Origin of the sequence: Paenibacillus eucommiae, from assembly GCF_017874215.1 — a bacterium.
GTDB classification, from domain to species: domain Bacteria; phylum Bacillota; class Bacilli; order Paenibacillales; family NBRC-103111; genus Paenibacillus_AI; species Paenibacillus_AI eucommiae.
In genome coordinates this window covers 19,449-37,136 of record NZ_JAGGLB010000005.1, presented here as the reverse complement: position 1 = coordinate 37,136, position 17,688 = coordinate 19,449, and the positions used below count along the sequence as shown (strand labels likewise).

General features: G+C 46.9%; 14 protein-coding genes. 3 read left to right on the top strand and 11 right to left on the bottom strand.

All coding sequences use genetic code 11. The features are described from left to right. From J2Z66_RS09770 to J2Z66_RS09730, 9 genes are all read right to left on the bottom strand, one after another. Nucleotides 1–1,059: an ABC transporter permease gene (locus J2Z66_RS09770; protein WP_209971207.1), complete on the bottom strand. Its 1,059-nt coding sequence runs from the start codon at nucleotides 1,057–1,059 to the stop codon at nucleotides 1–3. Next, nucleotides 1,046–2,584 carry an ABC transporter ATP-binding protein gene (locus J2Z66_RS09765; RefSeq protein WP_209971418.1) on the bottom strand — a complete coding sequence of 513 codons (1,539 nt, stop codon included), beginning with the start codon at nucleotides 2,582–2,584 and terminating at the stop codon, nucleotides 1,046–1,048. The genes J2Z66_RS09770 and J2Z66_RS09765 overlap by 14 nt, the downstream gene beginning before the upstream one ends. A 120-nt stretch (nucleotides 2,585–2,704) precedes the next feature. Beyond that, entirely contained in the window at nucleotides 2,705–3,760 is a 1,056-nt protein-coding gene (locus J2Z66_RS09760) for a BMP family lipoprotein (RefSeq protein ID WP_209971206.1), read from the bottom strand. 27 nt (nucleotides 3,761–3,787) lie between these two features. Beyond that, complete coding sequence (locus J2Z66_RS09755) at nucleotides 3,788–4,204, bottom strand: cupin domain-containing protein (RefSeq protein WP_209971205.1); 417 nt, start codon at nucleotides 4,202–4,204, stop codon at nucleotides 3,788–3,790. Further along, entirely contained in the window at nucleotides 4,201–5,034 is an 834-nt protein-coding gene (locus tag J2Z66_RS09750) for a phosphoenolpyruvate hydrolase family protein (RefSeq protein ID WP_209971204.1), read from the bottom strand. The genes J2Z66_RS09755 and J2Z66_RS09750 overlap by 4 nt, the downstream gene beginning before the upstream one ends. A 19-nt stretch (nucleotides 5,035–5,053) precedes the next feature. Continuing rightward, complete coding sequence (locus J2Z66_RS09745; protein WP_209971203.1) at nucleotides 5,054–5,515, bottom strand: cupin domain-containing protein; 462 nt, start codon at nucleotides 5,513–5,515, stop codon at nucleotides 5,054–5,056. Between the two features lie 669 nt (nucleotides 5,516–6,184). Then, nucleotides 6,185–7,432, bottom strand: coding sequence for a Tm-1-like ATP-binding domain-containing protein (locus tag J2Z66_RS09740; protein ID WP_209971202.1), 1,248 nt, complete (start codon nucleotides 7,430–7,432; stop codon nucleotides 6,185–6,187). A gap of 58 nt (nucleotides 7,433–7,490) precedes the next feature. Then, a complete protein-coding gene (locus J2Z66_RS09735) occupies nucleotides 7,491–8,279 on the bottom strand; it encodes an SDR family NAD(P)-dependent oxidoreductase (RefSeq protein WP_209971201.1) in 789 nt (262 codons plus the stop codon). 1,041 nt (nucleotides 8,280–9,320) lie between these two features. Next, the gene (locus J2Z66_RS09730; protein WP_209971417.1) at nucleotides 9,321–10,298 is read right to left on the bottom strand and encodes a diaminopimelate dehydrogenase; all 978 of its coding nucleotides are present in this window, start codon (nucleotides 10,296–10,298) and stop codon (nucleotides 9,321–9,323) included. A gap of 157 nt (nucleotides 10,299–10,455) precedes the next feature. On the opposite strand from J2Z66_RS09730, the gene J2Z66_RS09725 reads away from it, so the two are divergent. After that, nucleotides 10,456–10,707 (top strand): GlsB/YeaQ/YmgE family stress response membrane protein, encoded by a 252-nt coding sequence (locus J2Z66_RS09725; RefSeq protein WP_209971200.1) that lies wholly within the window; start codon nucleotides 10,456–10,458, stop codon nucleotides 10,705–10,707. A 167-nt stretch (nucleotides 10,708–10,874) separates the two neighbouring features. On the opposite strand, the gene J2Z66_RS09720 is transcribed toward J2Z66_RS09725, so the two are convergent. Beyond that, a complete protein-coding gene (locus J2Z66_RS09720; RefSeq protein WP_209971199.1) occupies nucleotides 10,875–12,389 on the bottom strand; it encodes a phospholipase D family protein in 1,515 nt (504 codons plus the stop codon). A gap of 253 nt (nucleotides 12,390–12,642) precedes the next feature. Here J2Z66_RS09720 and J2Z66_RS09715 point away from each other — a divergent pair, with 253 nt between their 5' ends. Then, a complete protein-coding gene (locus tag J2Z66_RS09715; protein WP_376774374.1) occupies nucleotides 12,643–14,127 on the top strand; it encodes a mechanosensitive ion channel in 1,485 nt (494 codons plus the stop codon). Between the two features lie 15 nt (nucleotides 14,128–14,142). Here J2Z66_RS09715 and J2Z66_RS09710 read toward each other — a convergent pair whose 3' ends face one another. Then, nucleotides 14,143–16,011, bottom strand: a complete 1,869-nt coding sequence (locus J2Z66_RS09710) for an ABC transporter substrate-binding protein (protein WP_209971198.1) — start codon at nucleotides 16,009–16,011, stop codon at nucleotides 14,143–14,145. Between the two features lie 132 nt (nucleotides 16,012–16,143). On the opposite strand from J2Z66_RS09710, the gene J2Z66_RS09705 reads away from it, so the two are divergent. Next, nucleotides 16,144–17,649 carry a DUF4153 domain-containing protein gene (locus tag J2Z66_RS09705; RefSeq protein ID WP_209971197.1) on the top strand — a complete coding sequence of 502 codons (1,506 nt, stop codon included), beginning with the start codon at nucleotides 16,144–16,146 and terminating at the stop codon, nucleotides 17,647–17,649. The last annotated feature ends 39 nt before the right edge of the window (nucleotides 17,650–17,688 follow it).

Here is a 17,688-nt window from a genome sequence, read left to right as displayed (position 1 = left end):
TTACCTTGCCTCCCCTTTAGGTTTACTTATACGGTTCATCATCCACTTTATCGCTCCTTTAGCAGCAACGAATAAAATAATAACAGCAATGACAATCGTAATAATTTCCGTAGGAATGCCTGCCTGAAGCTGCATATTGTTGGAGCCGTACTGCAGGGAACCGAACAATACTGCGGAGAAAATGATCCCTAACGGCAAATTCGCTCCCAGCAAGGCAACCGCTATCCCCGTAAATCCGTAGCCCGGCAGCGTGGCACCCATGGTCATGTAGCCATATACGCCAAGCGCTTCAGCGGCACCCGCCGCTCCGGCAATAAATCCGCTGATCATCATGGAAAGCACGATGTTCTTGGAGACATTCATCCCTGCATAACGGGAAGCAATGGGGTTCAAGCCTACAGAACGCAATTCGTACCCCCACACCGTTCTCCATAAAATAAAGTAAAACAGGAAGGCGAACAGCAGTGCCAGCACAATGGCCAGATTAATCCGGGAACCGTCAAATAATTCCGACAAGGGTTTGAATTGCAGGGATGCGGATGGGTGGATCATATCCGTTCTTTCCGCTGCCCCTTTAAATTTCGTGCGAATTAAATAATTAACCCCGATCAGCGCTACATAGTTCAGCATAATCGTCGTTATAACTTCGTGTACGTGAAATTTCGCCTTGAGAAACCCGGGAAGCACGGCCCACAATGCTCCGCCCGCACAACCTGCCACAAAAGCAAATGGCGCATGCACGTACCAAGGCAAATCGAAGGCAACGCCAACGACGACAGCGGTAAAGGAGCCCACAATAAATTGTCCTTCAACCCCGATATTGAACAGCCCGGTCCGGAAGGCAAACGCAACAGCAAGTCCCGTGAAAATCAAAGGCGTAACCTGCCTGACCATTTCTCCGATATCGTAGGAGGATCCGAAAACCCCCTTGAACAGCGCACCATAGCCTGAAACTGGATTATAACCGCCGAACAGCATGACGACGGCTCCAACAGCAAGGCCGATCACAACAGCAATCAGAGGCGTTAACAAGAGGCCAGGCTTGTTATTTGATGCCATGGGAGTCACCTGCTTTGTTATTTGTGCCGCCGGCCATGAGGTAGCCCAGCTCCTTCTCCGTAGTTTCTTTCGCATCGACTACCGCAGCGATTTGACCTTCGTATATGACCGCAATACGGTCAGAAAGCTGCATGACTTCATCCAGCTCGAATGAAATCAATAACACCGCCTTCCCCATATCTCTTTGCTCGATTAAGCGTTTATGAATAAACTCGATCGCACCTACATCTACGCCGCGGGTCGGTTGAACAGCGATCAGCAGATCCGGGTTTTTATCGACTTCCCTGGCAATAATCGCTTTTTGCTGATTGCCGCCCGAGAGTGAACGTGCAAGTGTGTGCTCGCTCGGTGTCCTGACATCGTATTCCTCAATTAACCGGTTGGCATACTTGGAAACTTCCTTCTCATTGATGACCTTGTTTTTCGAGAAGGGCGCTTTATAATACGTTTCCAGAACCATGTTCTGACCAATGGAGAAATCCAGGATCAGCCCGCTTCTATGGCGGTCCTCGGGAATATGAGATACCCCGGCCTCGATAATCGTCCTGACGCTTTTATTGGTCATATCCTTTCCATTAAGCAAAATCTTGCCAGAGGTTACTTTGTGAAGTCCGGTAATCGATTCAATTAAGTCGGATTGTCCGTTTCCATCTACCCCTGCAATACCTACGATTTCTCCCGCCCTTACCTCCAGGCTGATATCGTTTAACACCTTGACCTTTTTTTCATTAAAGGCGGTCACTTTGTTGATTTGCAGAACTACATGCTTAGGCTCGGCTTCCTTCTTCTGCACTTCAAATGATACTTCTTTTCCTACCATCATCGCTGCGAGCTCGTTAGGATTGGTTTCCGAAGTTTGTACAGTCCCCACAACCTTGCCCCGCCGAATAACGGTAACGTTATCACTAACCGCCATGATTTCTTTTAATTTATGCGTAATCAGAATGATCGATTTGCCTTCGCTAACCAAATTCTTCATGATTTTCATCAATTCATTAATTTCCTGAGGTGTTAGAACCGCGGTCGGTTCGTCAAAAATTAAAATATCCGCCCCTCTGTAGAGCGTCTTTAATATTTCAACCCGCTGCTCCATCCCCACTGAAATGTCACTGATTATCGCATCCGGGTTCACTGCAAGCCCGTACTGTTCGGAAATTTCAATAACCTTCTGCTTAGCTGCCTTCGAATCTATGGAAATAAACTTGACCGGTTCACTGCCCAAAATAATATTTTCAGTAACTGTAAAAGGCTTCACAAGCATGAAATGCTGATGGACCATACCGATGCCTAGACGGTTAGCCTCCTTCGAGCTTTTCATCCTCACCTTCTTCCCGTGGATCAGAATCTCTCCTTCATCGGGTTCATACAGGCCGAATAAAATGTTCATGAGCGTCGATTTCCCCGCACCATTTTCCCCCAATAGAGCGTGAATCTCACCTTTTTTTACCGAAAAAGATATGTTGTCATTAGCAATAATTCCTGGAAACCTCTTCGTAATCCCGCGCATTTCGACTACAGTCTCCACCAGGCTCATTCCACGACCCCCTATAACGACGTTATTAAAACGTTCTTCAAACCTTATGAAAGCCTTGGGACTAAATCTTAGGAATATCTAGTCCTCAAGGCTCCAAAGTTCAAGACCTGTTTATTTAAACTCTTTAAATTCACTTTCTGTTTGGGGAACCTTGATTTTTCCTTCGATAATTTGCTGCCTGTATTCTGCTGCTTTATCCAGGATGTCCTTAGGCACATTCTTATCGGAAGATGAAGCAAGGCCTACGCCATCCTCTTTCAAACCAAGCAGACTGTCTGTCCCGCCGTTAAAAACACCCTTGTTCAATTGCTCAGTTATCGTATATACACCAACGTCCACACGTCTAACCATGGAGCTAAGTGTCTGATCTGGAGCCAAGTAGGACTGATCCTTGTCCGATCCGATAACCCAAACGCCTTTACGTTCTTTCGCTTCGGCAAAAACACCTTCTCCTGTAGATCCAGCACCCTGATAAATAATATCTACGCCGCTATCATACATGGTTGCAGCAAATGTTTTCCCTTGATCAGGTCGATTAAACGCCCCTACATAGTTAACGGAAACTTCAGCCTTTGGATTTACGGTTTGTACACCAGCTCTGAAGCCATATTCGAATCTTTCGATAAGCGGGAACTTCATCCCTCCGAGAAAACCTACTTTATTGCTTTTGGTCATGAGTCCGGCTATAACGCCCATCAAGAACGAACCTTCCTCATCTTTAAAAGAAACGGTGGAAATATTAGCGGGAATCGTTCCCTCTAAACTCGCATCTATAATAGCAAACTTGGAATCCGGCATACTGTTGGCCGCTTTGACCAAAGCTTCTCCCATAAGAGAGCCCATTCCCCAAGTTAAATCATACCCATCACGGGCAAAACGGATCAAGTCGGGCTCAGCATCAGCTTCCAGCTTGGCTTCCGAATATTTCACTTCGATGCCTAGCGCATTTTGCGCTTTTTGCAGGGCTTCCCAGCCTGCTTGGTTAAATGAGTTGTCATTGACGCCTCCGGCACCGGTAACCATACCGACCTTCAGAGTTTTCTTTTCAGGCTGCTTGGTTTCTGTGCTTGCTTTAGTACCCTCGCCATCTTTGGTCCCGCACGCGCTAAGAATAATTGCCATTACGAACAATAAAACTAGTGCTGCCGAAAATCTCTTTTTAAACATTCATATACCCCTCCATATTAAAACTGATTATTTAGTGCGTGTATAGCTCTGAATTTCCCCAGCTGGAAGCTCTTGAAAATCAGGAAGACCGGTTAGTCCCTTTTCTGCTCCTCCAGGATTATAAAAGGCCAACAGCCGCAACGTTTCCCAGCCTGTATTGTAAGTCGAATGGAACGCCGCAGTAGGAATATAAATCACATCGCCAGCCTTGACAGGGAACGGCTCCCCATCGCCAATGGTCTGCTCGCCTTCACCAGAAAGCACATACAGAATTTCTTCGGAATCCGGGTGATTATGGCGGTCATGCCCTTTGCCGGGCAGAAGAACAACCTCGCCAAAAGTTACCTTGGCTCCTTCGATGCTGTCCGGAGTCACGCTCCATTTAATCAGACCCCAATCAAAAGAATGCGTTGCGATTGCATTTTTATCCACGTTTTTCATCATTGATTCCCTCCGTTAATGGATTTGAACTTGCGCATATTTGCGGTCATCGCCACTTCTGTCGGCAAGCGTTCCATGCTGGAAGCTCCGAAGAAGCCGGCAATTCCATTCGTTCTCTCAAGCACATAAGCTGCATCTTCCGGCCCCGCGATCGGCCCTCCGTGACAAAGCACCAAAATATCGGGATTCACCGCTTTGGCTGCATCATGCATAGCCTGGACGCGTTCCACGGCTTCATCCAGCGTTAGCGCCGTCTTTGCCCCAATGGTTCCGGAAGTGGTAAGACCTACGTGCGGCACCAGAACATCTGCTCCAGCTTCAGCCATCTTGCGGGCCTGCTCCTCGTCAAATACATAAGGGGCCGTCAGCAAGCCGAGTTCATGAGCGGTCCTGATCATTTCAACCTCCAGGTCATAGCCCATCCCCGTTTCTTCCAGGTTAGCACGGAAAATGCCATCAATAAGGCCGACGGTCGGGAAATTTTGTACACCTGTAAAGCCCATCTCTTTAAGCTGCTTCAAGAAAACCGGCATCAAGCGGAACGGGTCTGTACCACACACGCCAGCAAGAACAGGTGTATGCTTGACTACGGGGAGTACTTCGCTGGCCATGTCGACAACAATCGCATTAGCGTCCCCATAGGGCATCATCCCTGCAAGTGAGCCTCGGCCGGCCATTCTGTAACGGCCCGAATTATAAATAATAATAAGATCCGTCCCGCCGTCCTCTGCACATTTTGCCGAAAGTCCAGTACCTGCCCCTGCGCCGATAACCGGCCGCCCCTCCTTCACCTCTCGGTTAAGCTGGGCAAGAGCTTCTTCTCTAGTAAGCATAAGTTATCTCCTTTCTAGGCTATTCCAATATGATATGTTCGTCCGTATGAAAGCCCGGTGTAACCACACATGTAAATAGAACCGGCTCATCACTATCGTTAACTGCCATCTGCCACACTCCCGGAGGTACAATCACATGGGGATGCTGGCCTTTCTCTATATCCAGACCCAGAATGTAGTCCGAGCCTTCTCCCGGTTGATCGCCTTCGCCGCCCATCGTTAATTTGACAGTGCCGCCGCTTTGCCATATCCAAATTTCGGTAGAAGCAATTTTGTGCCACCGGGATACCTCGCCAGGATGCATTAAATAATAAATACAAGTAGCCGACGGTCGAGCCCCGCTATACTTTTCTCCCAAAATCTCTTGGGGAATTTCAACGTCGGATGCGTAGGTGCGCCGATACCAGGCTCCTTCAAAATGATACTGCAAGTCAAGCGATTTTAAAAAAGGAGACTTCTTTTCCTCCAACTTTTCCTCCATCCTTGCCAACCTTCTCTCTGCTGTTTTTTTTCAGCTATTTTTTAGGCTCACCACCACAATCAGTGCTTGACAAATGAATGGATAGCTAAAACTGGAAAACATCTTCCAATCCTGTACGGTTGAAAGTCCTACCCAACAACAAAAGAGGAATAGACCGATGCAGAACCCGTCTATCACAACGAAGGAAGATATCTTCCATTCTTCCAGATACGGAAAGGACCTGTCTCTAACGGCCGCCGCTGACCTTTAGAGGCTGATTTTTACATATTCACGATTCTAATGGACATTCTTGACCATTAGCAGGCGGTTTTCCCCACAATCGCCCCCTTTTCAGCCTGTAAGGGACATCTGTGACCGTTACAATCTCATTTCGCTGCATTTCCGCTTCTAACGGACTGCTTTGACACTGCAGTGACCATTAGCGCACGTGTTACCCTCGCAATATGAAAATAGCTATGACAAGTACCGGGCCGCTATAAAGCTGGCATTTTCGTAGCATTTAACCACCATCGAATGTTAGCTTGACTGTCAAGCACTGATTATTAGGTTGAGCCATTTTTTATCGGCTATTTTATCGGCTGTATTTCTATCATCGGTTATTTCTAATTTTTGGTATTTTTTAATATTATATACTATTTCCCATTAACTTCTACATGCTTCTACGCGCTTCTACACTCTGCTCCACTCTTGATAAAGCTCATGCAACCGGTCTGCCATGGCTACTGCGAAAAGCGGATCATTAATGTGCTGATCAACTTCTATGAGTTCAACTACATTCCGGTCCAAATGTTCGCGCAGCGCTTCAAACAGTGCCGCATCCGCTTGTCCATCAAAGAACAATCGGCCTTCTGTTGCAATCATCGAGAGCCCTTTGAGAGGAACAAAAAGCGTTACCCTGCCTTTGGAGGCATTCAGCTTATGGGCAATGGACCGGCCAAGCTCCGCACATTCCTCAGGTGTTGTCCGCATCAATGTAATCGTTTCGTTGTGCTTGTATAGAAGTCTCTCTTTGAACTTCAATGGCACCGTCTCGAAAGCACCGAAGTTAACCATATCGAGAGCCCCCAGCGAAACGACTTGCGGAATGCCCAATTCTCCTGCCGCCTGCAGCCGGTCCGGTCCTGCCGAAAGGACTCCGCCTACCAGATCATCGGCCAGCTCTGTCGTTGTCACATCCAGCGAGGCCACGATGAAGCCGTCTTTGATTAAAGCTTCCATCGACTGTCCGCCAACACCAGTTGCATGGAAAACCAGCACCTCGTAGCCGAGCTCCTCAAGCCGCTCACGCGCAGCATTGACAGCAGGAGTCGTGACTCCGAACATCGTGGTCCCAATAAGCGGCCGTTCGCTCTTTATTACCGGAGGCGTTGTTTTCACCATTCCCGCCATCGCTCCAGCGGCATTCGACAATATGCGTACGGATAATTGATTAATTCCAGCGATATCCACGACCGAATGCATCATGATAACATCAACTGCACCAACGTAAGGCCGCGTGTCCCCTGAAGCCATCGTGGATACCATCAGCTTAGGGACACCGACTGGCAGATCGCGCATCGCTTGTGTCGCCAAGGCCGAGCCTCCTGATCCACCCAGTCCCAAAATACCGCTGAGCCGGCCTTCCGCATAAAGCCGCTTGGCAATGACGCTCGCTCCGTGAGCCATGGCTGTAACAGCAGCCCCCCGGTCCTCCGCTGCCACCAGCGCTTCAATGCTTGTATCCGCAGCCTGGGCTACTTCCTCCCGGGTAATATCCGGAGTGATCTTAGACTCTCCCAGGACACCTGCGTCAATCAGAATCGTACTGACCCCCTGCTCTTCCAAGCAGTTCCTTATATATCCGTATTCCACCCCCTTCGTATCCAAAGTTCCGATCAGAACTACGGTTGGCTTCGTCTGCATATGCTCATGTTCCATTTAGGATCCCTCCATATTGAAGTTAAATGATAATGCTCTACTAGCCGCTGCAGCCTTATTACCCTGCTGTCTCACCCCCGTCAATCGTAATATGGGTTCCAGTAATGCTTCTGGCGCCATTCGAAGCCAGGAAACAGACGGATGCAGCAACCTCTGCAGGCGTCTGCAGGCGTCCTAGCGGAATTTTATTGTGCAGATAAGCCCAAGCCCCTTCGATGTCCGTATCAAGCTCTATAGTTAGACCTTCAGCAACTTGTTTAATCATTTCAGTATCGACCGTACCCGGACAAATGGCATTCACAGTAATATCATAAGGAGCAAGGTCTAAAGCCGTGGCTCTTGTTAGTCCCAAAATGGCCGCTTTCGATGCGCAGTAGCCTGCACAATTCTTGTGAGCATGTGTACCGGCTATACTCGACATATTGATAAACGCTCCGGGTAATTTAGCAGCAATTAAAGCTTGAGCCGCGGCTCTCATAATATAAAAAGGTCCGTTCACATTCACGGCCAAAGTATTGTTCCAAACCTCCGTGCTGTGCTTCTCAAAAATAGTACGGCGATAATAAGCAGCATTATTAACGATAATTTGAAAAGGTTTCCCGTCAATTCCCCGCTTAATGACTTCGTTAACTGCTGCTTCATCAGCCACATTCACCTGCAGAATCTGGGCTCCAGCAATTGCCTCCATCTCAATGATATCAACGGCTACTACATTTGCTCCCATTGCAACCAAGGCCTCGGCACACGCTCTCCCTGTACCTCTTGCAGCTCCAGTAACAAAAGCATTAGAGCCTACAAGCGAATTCAAACTTACATGTTCAAACTTTCCATCTAATGGCATCATCATGCTCCTTTTTGCGATTGCATTTTTTTGTCAAATTGGTTCCATAATTGATAAATCTGAACTTCTAGTGTAAGCACTTCCAAGCTAACAAATTCAATATACAGTTTACTGTATTTATTGTCAACAGCTTTTCTTTATCTGCTAAATATACCTCGTGGCGTCCTTTGATGGACGTGTTCTTGACTCGGATAATGGAGGGAGGGAATGGCTGTGGGCTCCAGCCGCTGTTAAAGATTTGTTTCCTTGAACTGGTATAGATGAGGAGGTAGGAACAAATCTTTAAATGCGGACGCTGCCGCTCTTCCGCCCACAGCCATTCCCTCTCTTTAGCTACAATCGCACGAATACCACGAACACCAAGCTCAAACGGACAGCCAGGATTTTTCTCTTGGCTGGAGGAGAACTTCTAGCCCGCGCGGGCGCTGGGCATGAAGAGCTGAGAGGATATGGTAGGATCAGACAGGGTCTGCTCCTTTAGCTACTTTGCGATTTTAGCGACTTATGCGACTTATGAGACTTATGAGACTTTTGCGTACTTTAGCGATGTTTTTCATCGTTAGATCGCCTGGTCACCTCCAAATATTTACTTTAACGATGAAAAACATCGTTAAAATCCCTTTTAACCACCCAGAGAGGCCGTCCTTCCCCTTTTAGCGATGAAAAACATCGTTAAGTGAAGCATACGCTCCATTTGGAGGAGGCGGGCTACTTACTGGGATACTACTGGGATGCTCCGCGGGATTACTCTTCCCTCTCAGCTTCAAAGTGCCGAACTTGCCACTCTCAAGCGGACTGGCAAGCAGATGCTGCTTTCCTAAGGGAAAGGGATAGTGGCGATAGGGAAAAACTACGCTTCCTTTCTGATTCCCTTAGAGAATGAATGGCAATATCGTTAGCTTTATCGCTGTAAAGCTGCACTGTAATATTCCAGCAACTACCACCAATCCAGGCATCCCCCAAAACTTATAATTTCTAAATTTCCTAATAGAATCGCAAAAAAAGACACTTCCCACAAACAAATGGGAAGTGTCCTTCAAAACTGTCTTACAGCAGCTCTTGTCTAAGCTGCTCTGGTGATTTAGGGGATAAATAGCCGAATGGAATATCGAATACCGTCTTGGCGCCGACATGTCCTTCGTTGGAATATTTGTAGACTGCTCTGGCATAAGCAACCAGAACACTAGCCGTGAATTCCGGATTGCTGTCCAGCTTCAAGCCAAATTCAATGATTTGGGTACTGTTTGTCCCTGTTTTACCGCTTCTTAGGACTGTTCCCCCATGCGGCATTGTGGAGTGATCTCTGCTCATCTCTTCCTCGCTGATGAAGTGAACCTCTGTGTTATAGTCAGCAAAGTAGTTAGGCATCGTTTTGATTTCCTCTTCAATGCGGGCCAGATCAGCACCAGGCTCAGCAACCAGATAGCATACCCGGTTGTGCTTCTCTCTTGTAGCCAGCTCAGGGTTGTCTCCGCTCCGCACCTTATTCACTGCAGCTTCAACAGGGATGGTGTACTGAACACCGGAACGAACCCCATCAATCCGCCGAATAGCATCGGAATGGCCTTGACTTACGCCTTTGCCCCAGAAAGTATACTCCTTACCCTCCGGCAGTATCGCCTCGGCAAGCAGACGATTCAGCGAGAATAGTCCTGGATCCCAGCCTGTAGAAATAACGCTGACTTTACCGCCTTTGCGGGCTGCAGCATCCACCTGATCGAAATACTCAGGGATCTTTGCGTGTGTATCAAAACTGTCCACTGTATGGAACAACGCCGCAAGCATCGGCCCTTGCTCAGGCAAGTCCGTAGCCGATCCTCCGCATAAGATCATCACATCAACAAGGTCTGCATATTTCTCCACTTCAGAGATATGGACAATGTTCTGCGACGAGGCGACTTGGTCAACCGGCCTTCTGCTAAAAACCGCTGTTAATTCCATATCAGGGTTCTGCTTGATCGCCATTTCTACGCCGCGCCCTAAATTTCCATACCCTACAATACCAACTCTAATGCTCATTTCCATCCTCCTGTAAGTAATCATGAATTGCTCTCCCTACAATTTTAACAAAAAAAAGTCTTTTCTGGTATGCATAAATAATTCAAGCCAGGGAATGTTTAAAAAGATTCGTCATAGGTTAATAGTAAACAAGTATAAGCAGCACAAAAAGGAGATGGCAAATATGAGTTTCTTATGGTCCTTAATTGTTGGAGGTATAATAGGTTGGCTTGCAGGATTAATAATGGGGAGAGATATTCCAGGAGGCGTTATTGGTAATATTGTCGCCGGTTTTATAGGAGCATGGCTCGGAGGTTTGATCTTGGGTGACTGGGGTCCAGCGATTGGCGGATTCTACTTCATACCAGCGTTAATTGGTTCCATTATACTGGTCTTCATTGCCAGCCTGCTCATGCGTTCCATGAGAAGGGCCTAAATTTAGGCTTGAACGACACTATTCAAATTAAAAAAGGACTGCCGGGGTTTTATCAAGCCCAGGTGGTCCTTTTTTCTATTAAAGCCCCGTAAGAGAGCTGCTGAGCTATTGCTTCAGCAATCCAAAGAAGACTCCCCAGGAATGGGCAGCCTTCTCTTTTTCGGTTATTAATAAGTAGTAAACCCAAGCCATCTTTGGAGCGCATACATGGCTTTTTTAAGAGCTACCGTCTTATCTTCGTAAGCTTCATAGTCTAACGTGAATTCGGCGCCGTCATTGCCCCACAACCGCTGAAAATACTGCCGCACCTGCTGAGCTAACCGGCTGTCAGGAGAAGCTTGGATCTCCAGGTTGCTCTCAAGATTAAGATCAGCCAGGTTTCGGGTAGTGAAATTCGCTGATCCATTATGGATCGTGATCTGATCCTTTTGCTCAATAAACATTAACTTGCTATGAAACTGCTCCTTACCCGTATTGTACCAGCGGATCTGGATTTGCTTGTCCGACTTCTCCAGCAGCTCCGAGGCTACAGGGCGGTTAGGGAGTCCTATTTTATCATTGCCAAAAGCATTTTCGTTCGGGTCCAGGATCAAGCGAATTTGAACTCCACGTTCAGCAGCTTGGAGCAGCTCCTGGATCACCTGCCGATCTGCCAGGTAAAACATAGCCATCCATACCGTATCCCCGGATTCCGTAGCGGCCAATGATTGGAGCACACGCTGCAAAATTTTTCCTTCTGTCAAAAAGCGCAGCTGGACATTTGCTTCTCCATTGGCTTCTCCGTCTGCCCCTGCTTGAGCCATGCTCTCAAAATCAAAATCAGGCACAGTCAATTCGCTCTCCGAGAGATTAAGCGCAGCCTGCTCACTAAGGAGAGCATCGCCAATAATATCCCCCTTCACGGCGAAGCCGGTGTTCGAGTTGTAGAAGCTGGCATCGTGTGCGTTCGCTGATGGTACGATAAGTGTTTTTTCTGTAGCAATAATTTTGCGATGATTGGCTTTCACATTCAGCAGCTTCATATAAGAACGCAAGGTCATATCTGGTGCCGTATCAGCCATGAGATTAGGTATCCACCCTTTGCCTGATTGGCCGAACCCCTGCATGAACATCCGCCATATTCCAGAATATAGAGGACTTGAATCGCGCAGCGGATCAACATCGGTAATCGATGTCGGTATACCACTTGCTTCCAGAAGTTCAAGCTCCTCCGAAGGATGGGATCCATATGAGGTATTAACTTCATCAGTAATAATCAAAATTGGCATTTGTGGATGCCTGTTTCTTTGTGCGATCAATGCATCGGTAAGCTTCCTGCTTAACGGGGGGAACGATTGTTCCTTTTTATAATATCCATTAAATAAAAACATATCCACGACTATAAATTGCTCAGCTTCTTCAATAGCCTTAATTATCCGCTCAAAAATCATCTGTTCATAGACGGTCTGTCCAGCTTTTTTGTACGTTAAATCGTATAAAAATTCAACATCCGTATCCTTCACAAGGCGCACAGGGGCTTCCATAGAAAGTCCAGCAGGTAACGGCTTGTGGGTCTGATAGATCATAACTCCAATCAGAACCAGTAGAAAAAGAAACAGCAGCAGTATGATGAGCAGCCAGAACCTCTTTTTACGTGACTTTGGTGCTCTTTTAGAGAGAGATTGAGAGGTTAAATTCTTCATGCGGCCGCTTTCCTTCCCGTCATTTCTTTCATTTAGTTGGCAGTAATAGCCTACGATTAACTCATGATTAACCCTAGCTTTTACCCCAAAGCAGCAGCCTTCAAACTACCATCATCATTCGATTTATAGTGTGTGGACGGAAGTTGGCGGAAGGTAATTTCTATTCTTTTTTTAATCCCTGCAAGTTTGAGTCTTTACAGAAAGGGTTAAGTGAATACAAGGGAATATACCAATAAACTTTAACAAGAGAGGAATGATTGATTTGAACTGGAGCTGGAATCAATGGATGGATTACTTTTTTACAGGCAGCATGCTGACCAGGGTTATTGCCGCATTCCTGATCCTGTGGATTGGCTTATGGATTTCTGGAGTTGTTGGAAGAGCGATTACGCGCGGCCTGGCCAAAACGAATGTGGATCAGAAGTCAACGCGATATTTTAAGGAGGGTAAGGTAAGTAGTGGCACCGGTTTGGCCGTTAAATATTTTCTGGCTTTACTTACGATTCTCATGGTGCTGCAGCTGCTGAATTTCACCTCCATACTGAATCCTTTTGTCGGGTTCATTAATGTGCTGACTTTATATATTCCGAACGTTCTGGCAGCCGGCTTATTGGCCGTTATCGCCCATATTATCGGAACTATGGTTAAGTCACTTATTTACAGCCTGCTGTCGAACCGTAAGCTCCAAGAAAAAGCAAACCAGCTTGTCTCTTACAGAGATGGCTTGGCCAAAATCGGTTATGCTTTGGTTATTCTGCTTTTTGCACCAGCAATTCTGGGCGCTTTGCAGATTCAGGCGATTGCCGGTCCGATAGGAAATGTCATTGCTCTTATTATTAATTATCTGCCCTTAGTTATAGGTGCAGTCCTGATTCTGGCTATTGGACACTTCATCGCCAAATTCGTGGCTAACCTGGTAGAATCGCTGCTCACTCCATTCCGTTTGGAAAGATGGACAGGCGCAGGCGTTCAAGCCGCTCACGTTATTGGCAGCATTGTTTATTTTCTGATTATTTTCCCGATAGCCGTTCAAGCCCTGAATTTACTTAATATTGCCTCTATTCAAAAGCCAGCAGAGGGAATTCTCAATTTAATCATGGCATGGATTCCCAAAATCGCTATCGCCGCTTTCTTGATTTACATCGGTTATATTCTTGCGAAAATCGTTAGAAACCTGGCTATTACACTCATTTCACCATTAAACGTCAATCAAAAAATGCAGATGCTCTTTCCAGCTAAAGAAAAGGACACTACTGTTCCAGGCTTTTCCACACCAGATGTGCAGGAAACATCCCCAGCCATTCAGCTGGAGACTTACCCGATAACACGCTGGATAGCGAATCTGGTTGGTATTCTGGTCTTTGGATTTTTCCTGGTGGAAGCGACTAATATTCTTAACCTGGCGTTCATCTCTACGACCGTAGGTTATTTAATAGCCTTACTGCCTCGTTTAGTGCTCGTTGTTATCATTATCATTGTCGGTAAAGCATTGGCGCTATTGGCCGAGCGTATGATCAGTGACAGCAATCCGATCAAAAGGTTTGTTTCACCACTCATTCTAATTCTGGCTTTTGTCATTGGACTTACGGAAATTGGACTGGCCTCCATCATCATCACTTCAGGATTTATGATCATCTTGGGCGCATTGGCTGTGACCTTCATCATCTCCGTGGGCATAGGGAGCATTCCCGCCGTCAAAACGTATTGGGCAGAGAAACAAAACAAGCCTAGATTGTAACTACGTAGAGTATAGCTAAGTAAACCAGATATCCCTGAATCGTACCCAACCAAGGGAATCTAATGAAATCCCTCTAATCGATGGGTGATACGCTGTTTTTAAATGCTTATGATACAGGAATAGCAGACTGTGCCGGTTCTTAAGCTGAGTTTCTATTTCACGGAACAGGCTGGATCTGCATTTGGCATCAGGCTCCATCAACAGGCGCCGAATCGTCAGATCCAGCATAGCTTGTACTTCCGGTGCAGCATGCTCCTGCATACTTTTGTAGAGATCAATAAGCCGCAATTCCCGATGTTCATCCAGCATAACGGCAAACAGCAGCAAATCCGCATCCATGCGTGCCTTGCCTTTAAACTGCTCGGCAGGAATGAGCTCAATTTCAAGCAAAATTCCGGCTCGGGCACACACTTGTGCAATAATCTGCGCATCAGACTCATACTGCGGTATTGTAGCCAGCTTAAGCGTTTCTCCACCATAACCGGACGCCAGCAAATTGCGCTTCACCTCTTTGAGATCAGGAAGAACAGGAAGTCCAGAAAGTTCAGATACAGTGTCAGAAACCGCATCTGCCTCTTCAGGCCAGAAGCTATCTCCAGCTTCAATTACATCCCCAGAAAGCAGCTCCAAAAGATAAGCACGATCAATAGCAGAATGAATAGCTTTACGGATCTCAGGGTTAGCTGTCGGTCCACCTTTGAGCTCGTTAACGGTAATAAATTTGCAAGTCATCCCGGATTGGCGAACCTGCTGCCACCTCTCTGCACCCAACTCAGATATCCGCACATTATGCATCACTTGAAAATGCTCATGCTCCTTGGAATCCTTATTGCCATTCTGGTTTTCATTCTGTTGTCCATCCTGCTTTCCAGTCTGGTGTCCACCCTGCTTGGCATCCCTCTCCGGCATCGTCCAAACCTCTACACGGTCCAGAAAACCCCTTCCCTGAAAATAAGCAGCAAAAGCTTCCAAGGTCCAAATTCCCTGCTCATGTCCAATTAAACGAAAAGGCCCCGTTCCCACTGGCATTCTGCCAAACCGCTCAGCCCCGGCCTCACACGCATCCTGCGGCACAATGGAAGCCCTATTCGTCGTCAAAAATGCCAAGAACGCCTCATTGCGTTCAGACAAATGTATAGAGACTGTGGTGTCATTCGGCGTTTCTATCGCTTGAATACAGGCGTACGCCCAGCTGTACAAGCCCCGCGGAGCCAGCCTTTGCAAACGCTCCAGCGAATATTTCACATCGGAGGCGAGCATCTCCCGGCCATGATGGAAGAGCACCCCCTTGCGCAAATAAAAAGTCCAAGTGGTCCGCGCAGCATCCACCTCCCAGGCATGAGCAAGATGAGGCAAAATAGCCTCTCCCTTTGCATCCATCCGGACAAGACCGTCAAACAATTGGTTCACCAAATGGGATTCCCCCGAATAATGAATCGCTACCGGATCCAGGGAATGAATCGTTTGCGGTAAAGGAAACCGTAATATATCGCTGCGCCGCTGCCCCTGGACCTCCGAGCGAAATCCGAATTGACCCGAAAGCCAGTCGTGAAATTGCTCGCGTGCGGAAGAAGCGTCCTCCCCGGCATGCACAAGCTCCAAGGCCGATCGCAGATCCTGCTTGCCGACCATCTCTTGGGCTTCCTGCAGCACCATCTCCTCTTTCCGCGCCAAAAAAAGCAGCACAGAGCGATTCCCGCGACCTCTCCGCGGAGTCCAGCTTAACCACTGCTCCTGCTCCATCCTTTTTAACAACAACACCATATTTCGATGCGTACAGTCTAACAATTGCGACAGCTCCTGTACGGTAATTTCTAAAGGAACCTCTTCGGCTATTTGTGGAAAAGCACGCCTTAAAGTCAAATAATGCCTGCGGATTTTCATCTGGACCTCCCCTATTTCAGGGTCTATTTTTAAAACATGAAATTTGTACGGATAAACTTGCACTTTTTCTTCCTGTTTTCAACGTTACAATAAAAGAGAGAGAATAACAAGGACGATGAGGAGTGAATGTGCATGAGAGATCCGGCGCCATGGCAGAAAAGATATCCGCGAATGCTTCTACTTGCCTGTTTATTCGGGCTGCTCAGCCAATATTTATTTGTAGATAAAGCTGCAGGGATTTCCGTTATTTTGTTTATGCTTGGATTTTATTGCATCTTTTTTTATGCTGTTAGAGGAAGACTTGGGGGTTTCGATAAATGGAGGGGGCAGACGGCTATGGGCTGGTTTCTTTTCCTGCCGATAGGACTGCTCGCGATTACATATATGTTATTTGCTAACGAGCTTTTTCGCACACTGAATAGCTTCGCATTGCTTATTTTGGCAGCTGCACAAACCATGCTGTTAACCCGCTCCAGCGTTCATACCTGGCATGGGATACGTTTTTTTCAGGATGTGCTGCATCATCTTATTGCTGGTCCTTTAACAAAGCTATCTGCTCCATTTAGTGTAGCTGGCAGCATAGCGATTAATTTCTCCAGCGAAAAAACCGCTTCAACCTGGGGTTACATACGCAAAATATCCATGGGTCTACTGCTGGCTGCCCCTCTTCTGCTTGTAGTTATTATGCTGCTTTCATCAGCAGATCCTATATTCCAGTCTTGGTTAGAGAAAATCCCAACTTCACTGGAGGGCCTCTCGCTCGGTAGCGTTATTTATCGGACTGGCGTGGCCATTCTTATTGCGTTATACACATTTTGCTTCTTGTGGGCCTTACTTTTTCCTAAAGAAGTGGACGCCAAGGATACTTTCATGGAGGGCGGAACCAGCAGCCCAAGCGAAAAAGAACGGCGTTTCCTGGATCCCATTGTTGCCAGTACTTTTCTTGTAAGTGTAAACCTAGTTTATATCCTGTTCACGGTTATCCAATTTTCTTATTTATTTGGTTCAACGAATGGCCTCCTGCCCGCTAATATTGCCTATGCCGAGTATGCACGCAGAGGGTTTGCTGAATTGATTATCGCCGCCTTAATAAATCTAGCTTTGCTTCTAATGGGTCTTCACTTTGTGCGCCGTGCAGGCCATAGTCTCGAAATGATCCGAAAGCTGCTGCTAAGCATACTGGTGAGCTGCACGTTCATTATGCTGATTTCTGCTTACAGCCGCCTTTCTTTATATGAGGAAGCCTATGGGTTTACCCAATCCCGGCTCTTGGTCCACGGGTTTATGTGGTTTCTAGGTGTCCTGCTGATTATAGCCTTCGTCCGCATATGGCGGGAACGCTTCTCCTTATCTAAAGCCTATCTTTGTACTTCTATCGTCGCTTATGTACTGATGAATTATATGAATATGGATCATCGAATCGCTTCGAACAATATCGAAAGGTTTAACCGGACAGGTGTGATCGATATGAGCTATCTGGGGAAGCTTTCCACTGATGCAGCCCCCTCTCTGCTAAAACTTCAAGCTAAACAGCCTGAAATTCCGGGATTAAAAGAAGCTGTTGAAAAATTGCAGCGGAAAGCTCAACGTGATACCGCCTGGCCTTCGTGGAATGTTTCAAAGTGGCGTGTTCATTAAGTGATTATAAATAAATCACTGTACCTTCATACACGCCTG

What these genes read in the sequence shown, in the direction of transcription:
- J2Z66_RS09770 (WP_209971207.1), bottom strand. Translation starts at nt 1,059, where the DNA reads ATGGCATCAAATAACAAGCCTGGCCTCTTGTTAACGCCTCTGATTGCT.
- J2Z66_RS09760 (WP_209971206.1), bottom strand. Translation starts at nt 3,760, where the DNA reads ATGTTTAAAAAGAGATTTTCGGCAGCACTAGTTTTATTGTTCGTAATG.
- J2Z66_RS09755 (WP_209971205.1), bottom strand. Translation starts at nt 4,204, where the DNA reads ATGATGAAAAACGTGGATAAAAATGCAATCGCAACGCATTCTTTTGAT.
- J2Z66_RS09750 (WP_209971204.1), bottom strand. Translation starts at nt 5,034, where the DNA reads ATGCTTACTAGAGAAGAAGCTCTTGCCCAGCTTAACCGAGAGGTGAAG.
- J2Z66_RS09745 (WP_209971203.1), bottom strand. Translation starts at nt 5,515, where the DNA reads ATGGAGGAAAAGTTGGAGGAAAAGAAGTCTCCTTTTTTAAAATCGCTT.
- J2Z66_RS09740 (WP_209971202.1), bottom strand. Translation starts at nt 7,432, where the DNA reads ATGGAACATGAGCATATGCAGACGAAGCCAACCGTAGTTCTGATCGGA.
- J2Z66_RS09735 (WP_209971201.1), bottom strand. Translation starts at nt 8,279, where the DNA reads ATGATGATGCCATTAGATGGAAAGTTTGAACATGTAAGTTTGAATTCG.
- J2Z66_RS09730 (WP_209971417.1), bottom strand. Translation starts at nt 10,298, where the DNA reads ATGGAAATGAGCATTAGAGTTGGTATTGTAGGGTATGGAAATTTAGGG.
- J2Z66_RS09725 (WP_209971200.1), top strand. Translation starts at nt 10,456, where the DNA reads ATGAGTTTCTTATGGTCCTTAATTGTTGGAGGTATAATAGGTTGGCTT.
- J2Z66_RS09720 (WP_209971199.1), bottom strand. Translation starts at nt 12,389, where the DNA reads ATGAAGAATTTAACCTCTCAATCTCTCTCTAAAAGAGCACCAAAGTCA.
- J2Z66_RS09715 (WP_376774374.1), top strand. Translation starts at nt 12,643, where the DNA reads ATGATTGATTTGAACTGGAGCTGGAATCAATGGATGGATTACTTTTTT.
- J2Z66_RS09710 (WP_209971198.1), bottom strand. Translation starts at nt 16,011, where the DNA reads ATGAAAATCCGCAGGCATTATTTGACTTTAAGGCGTGCTTTTCCACAA.
- J2Z66_RS09705 (WP_209971197.1), top strand. Translation starts at nt 16,144, where the DNA reads ATGAGAGATCCGGCGCCATGGCAGAAAAGATATCCGCGAATGCTTCTA.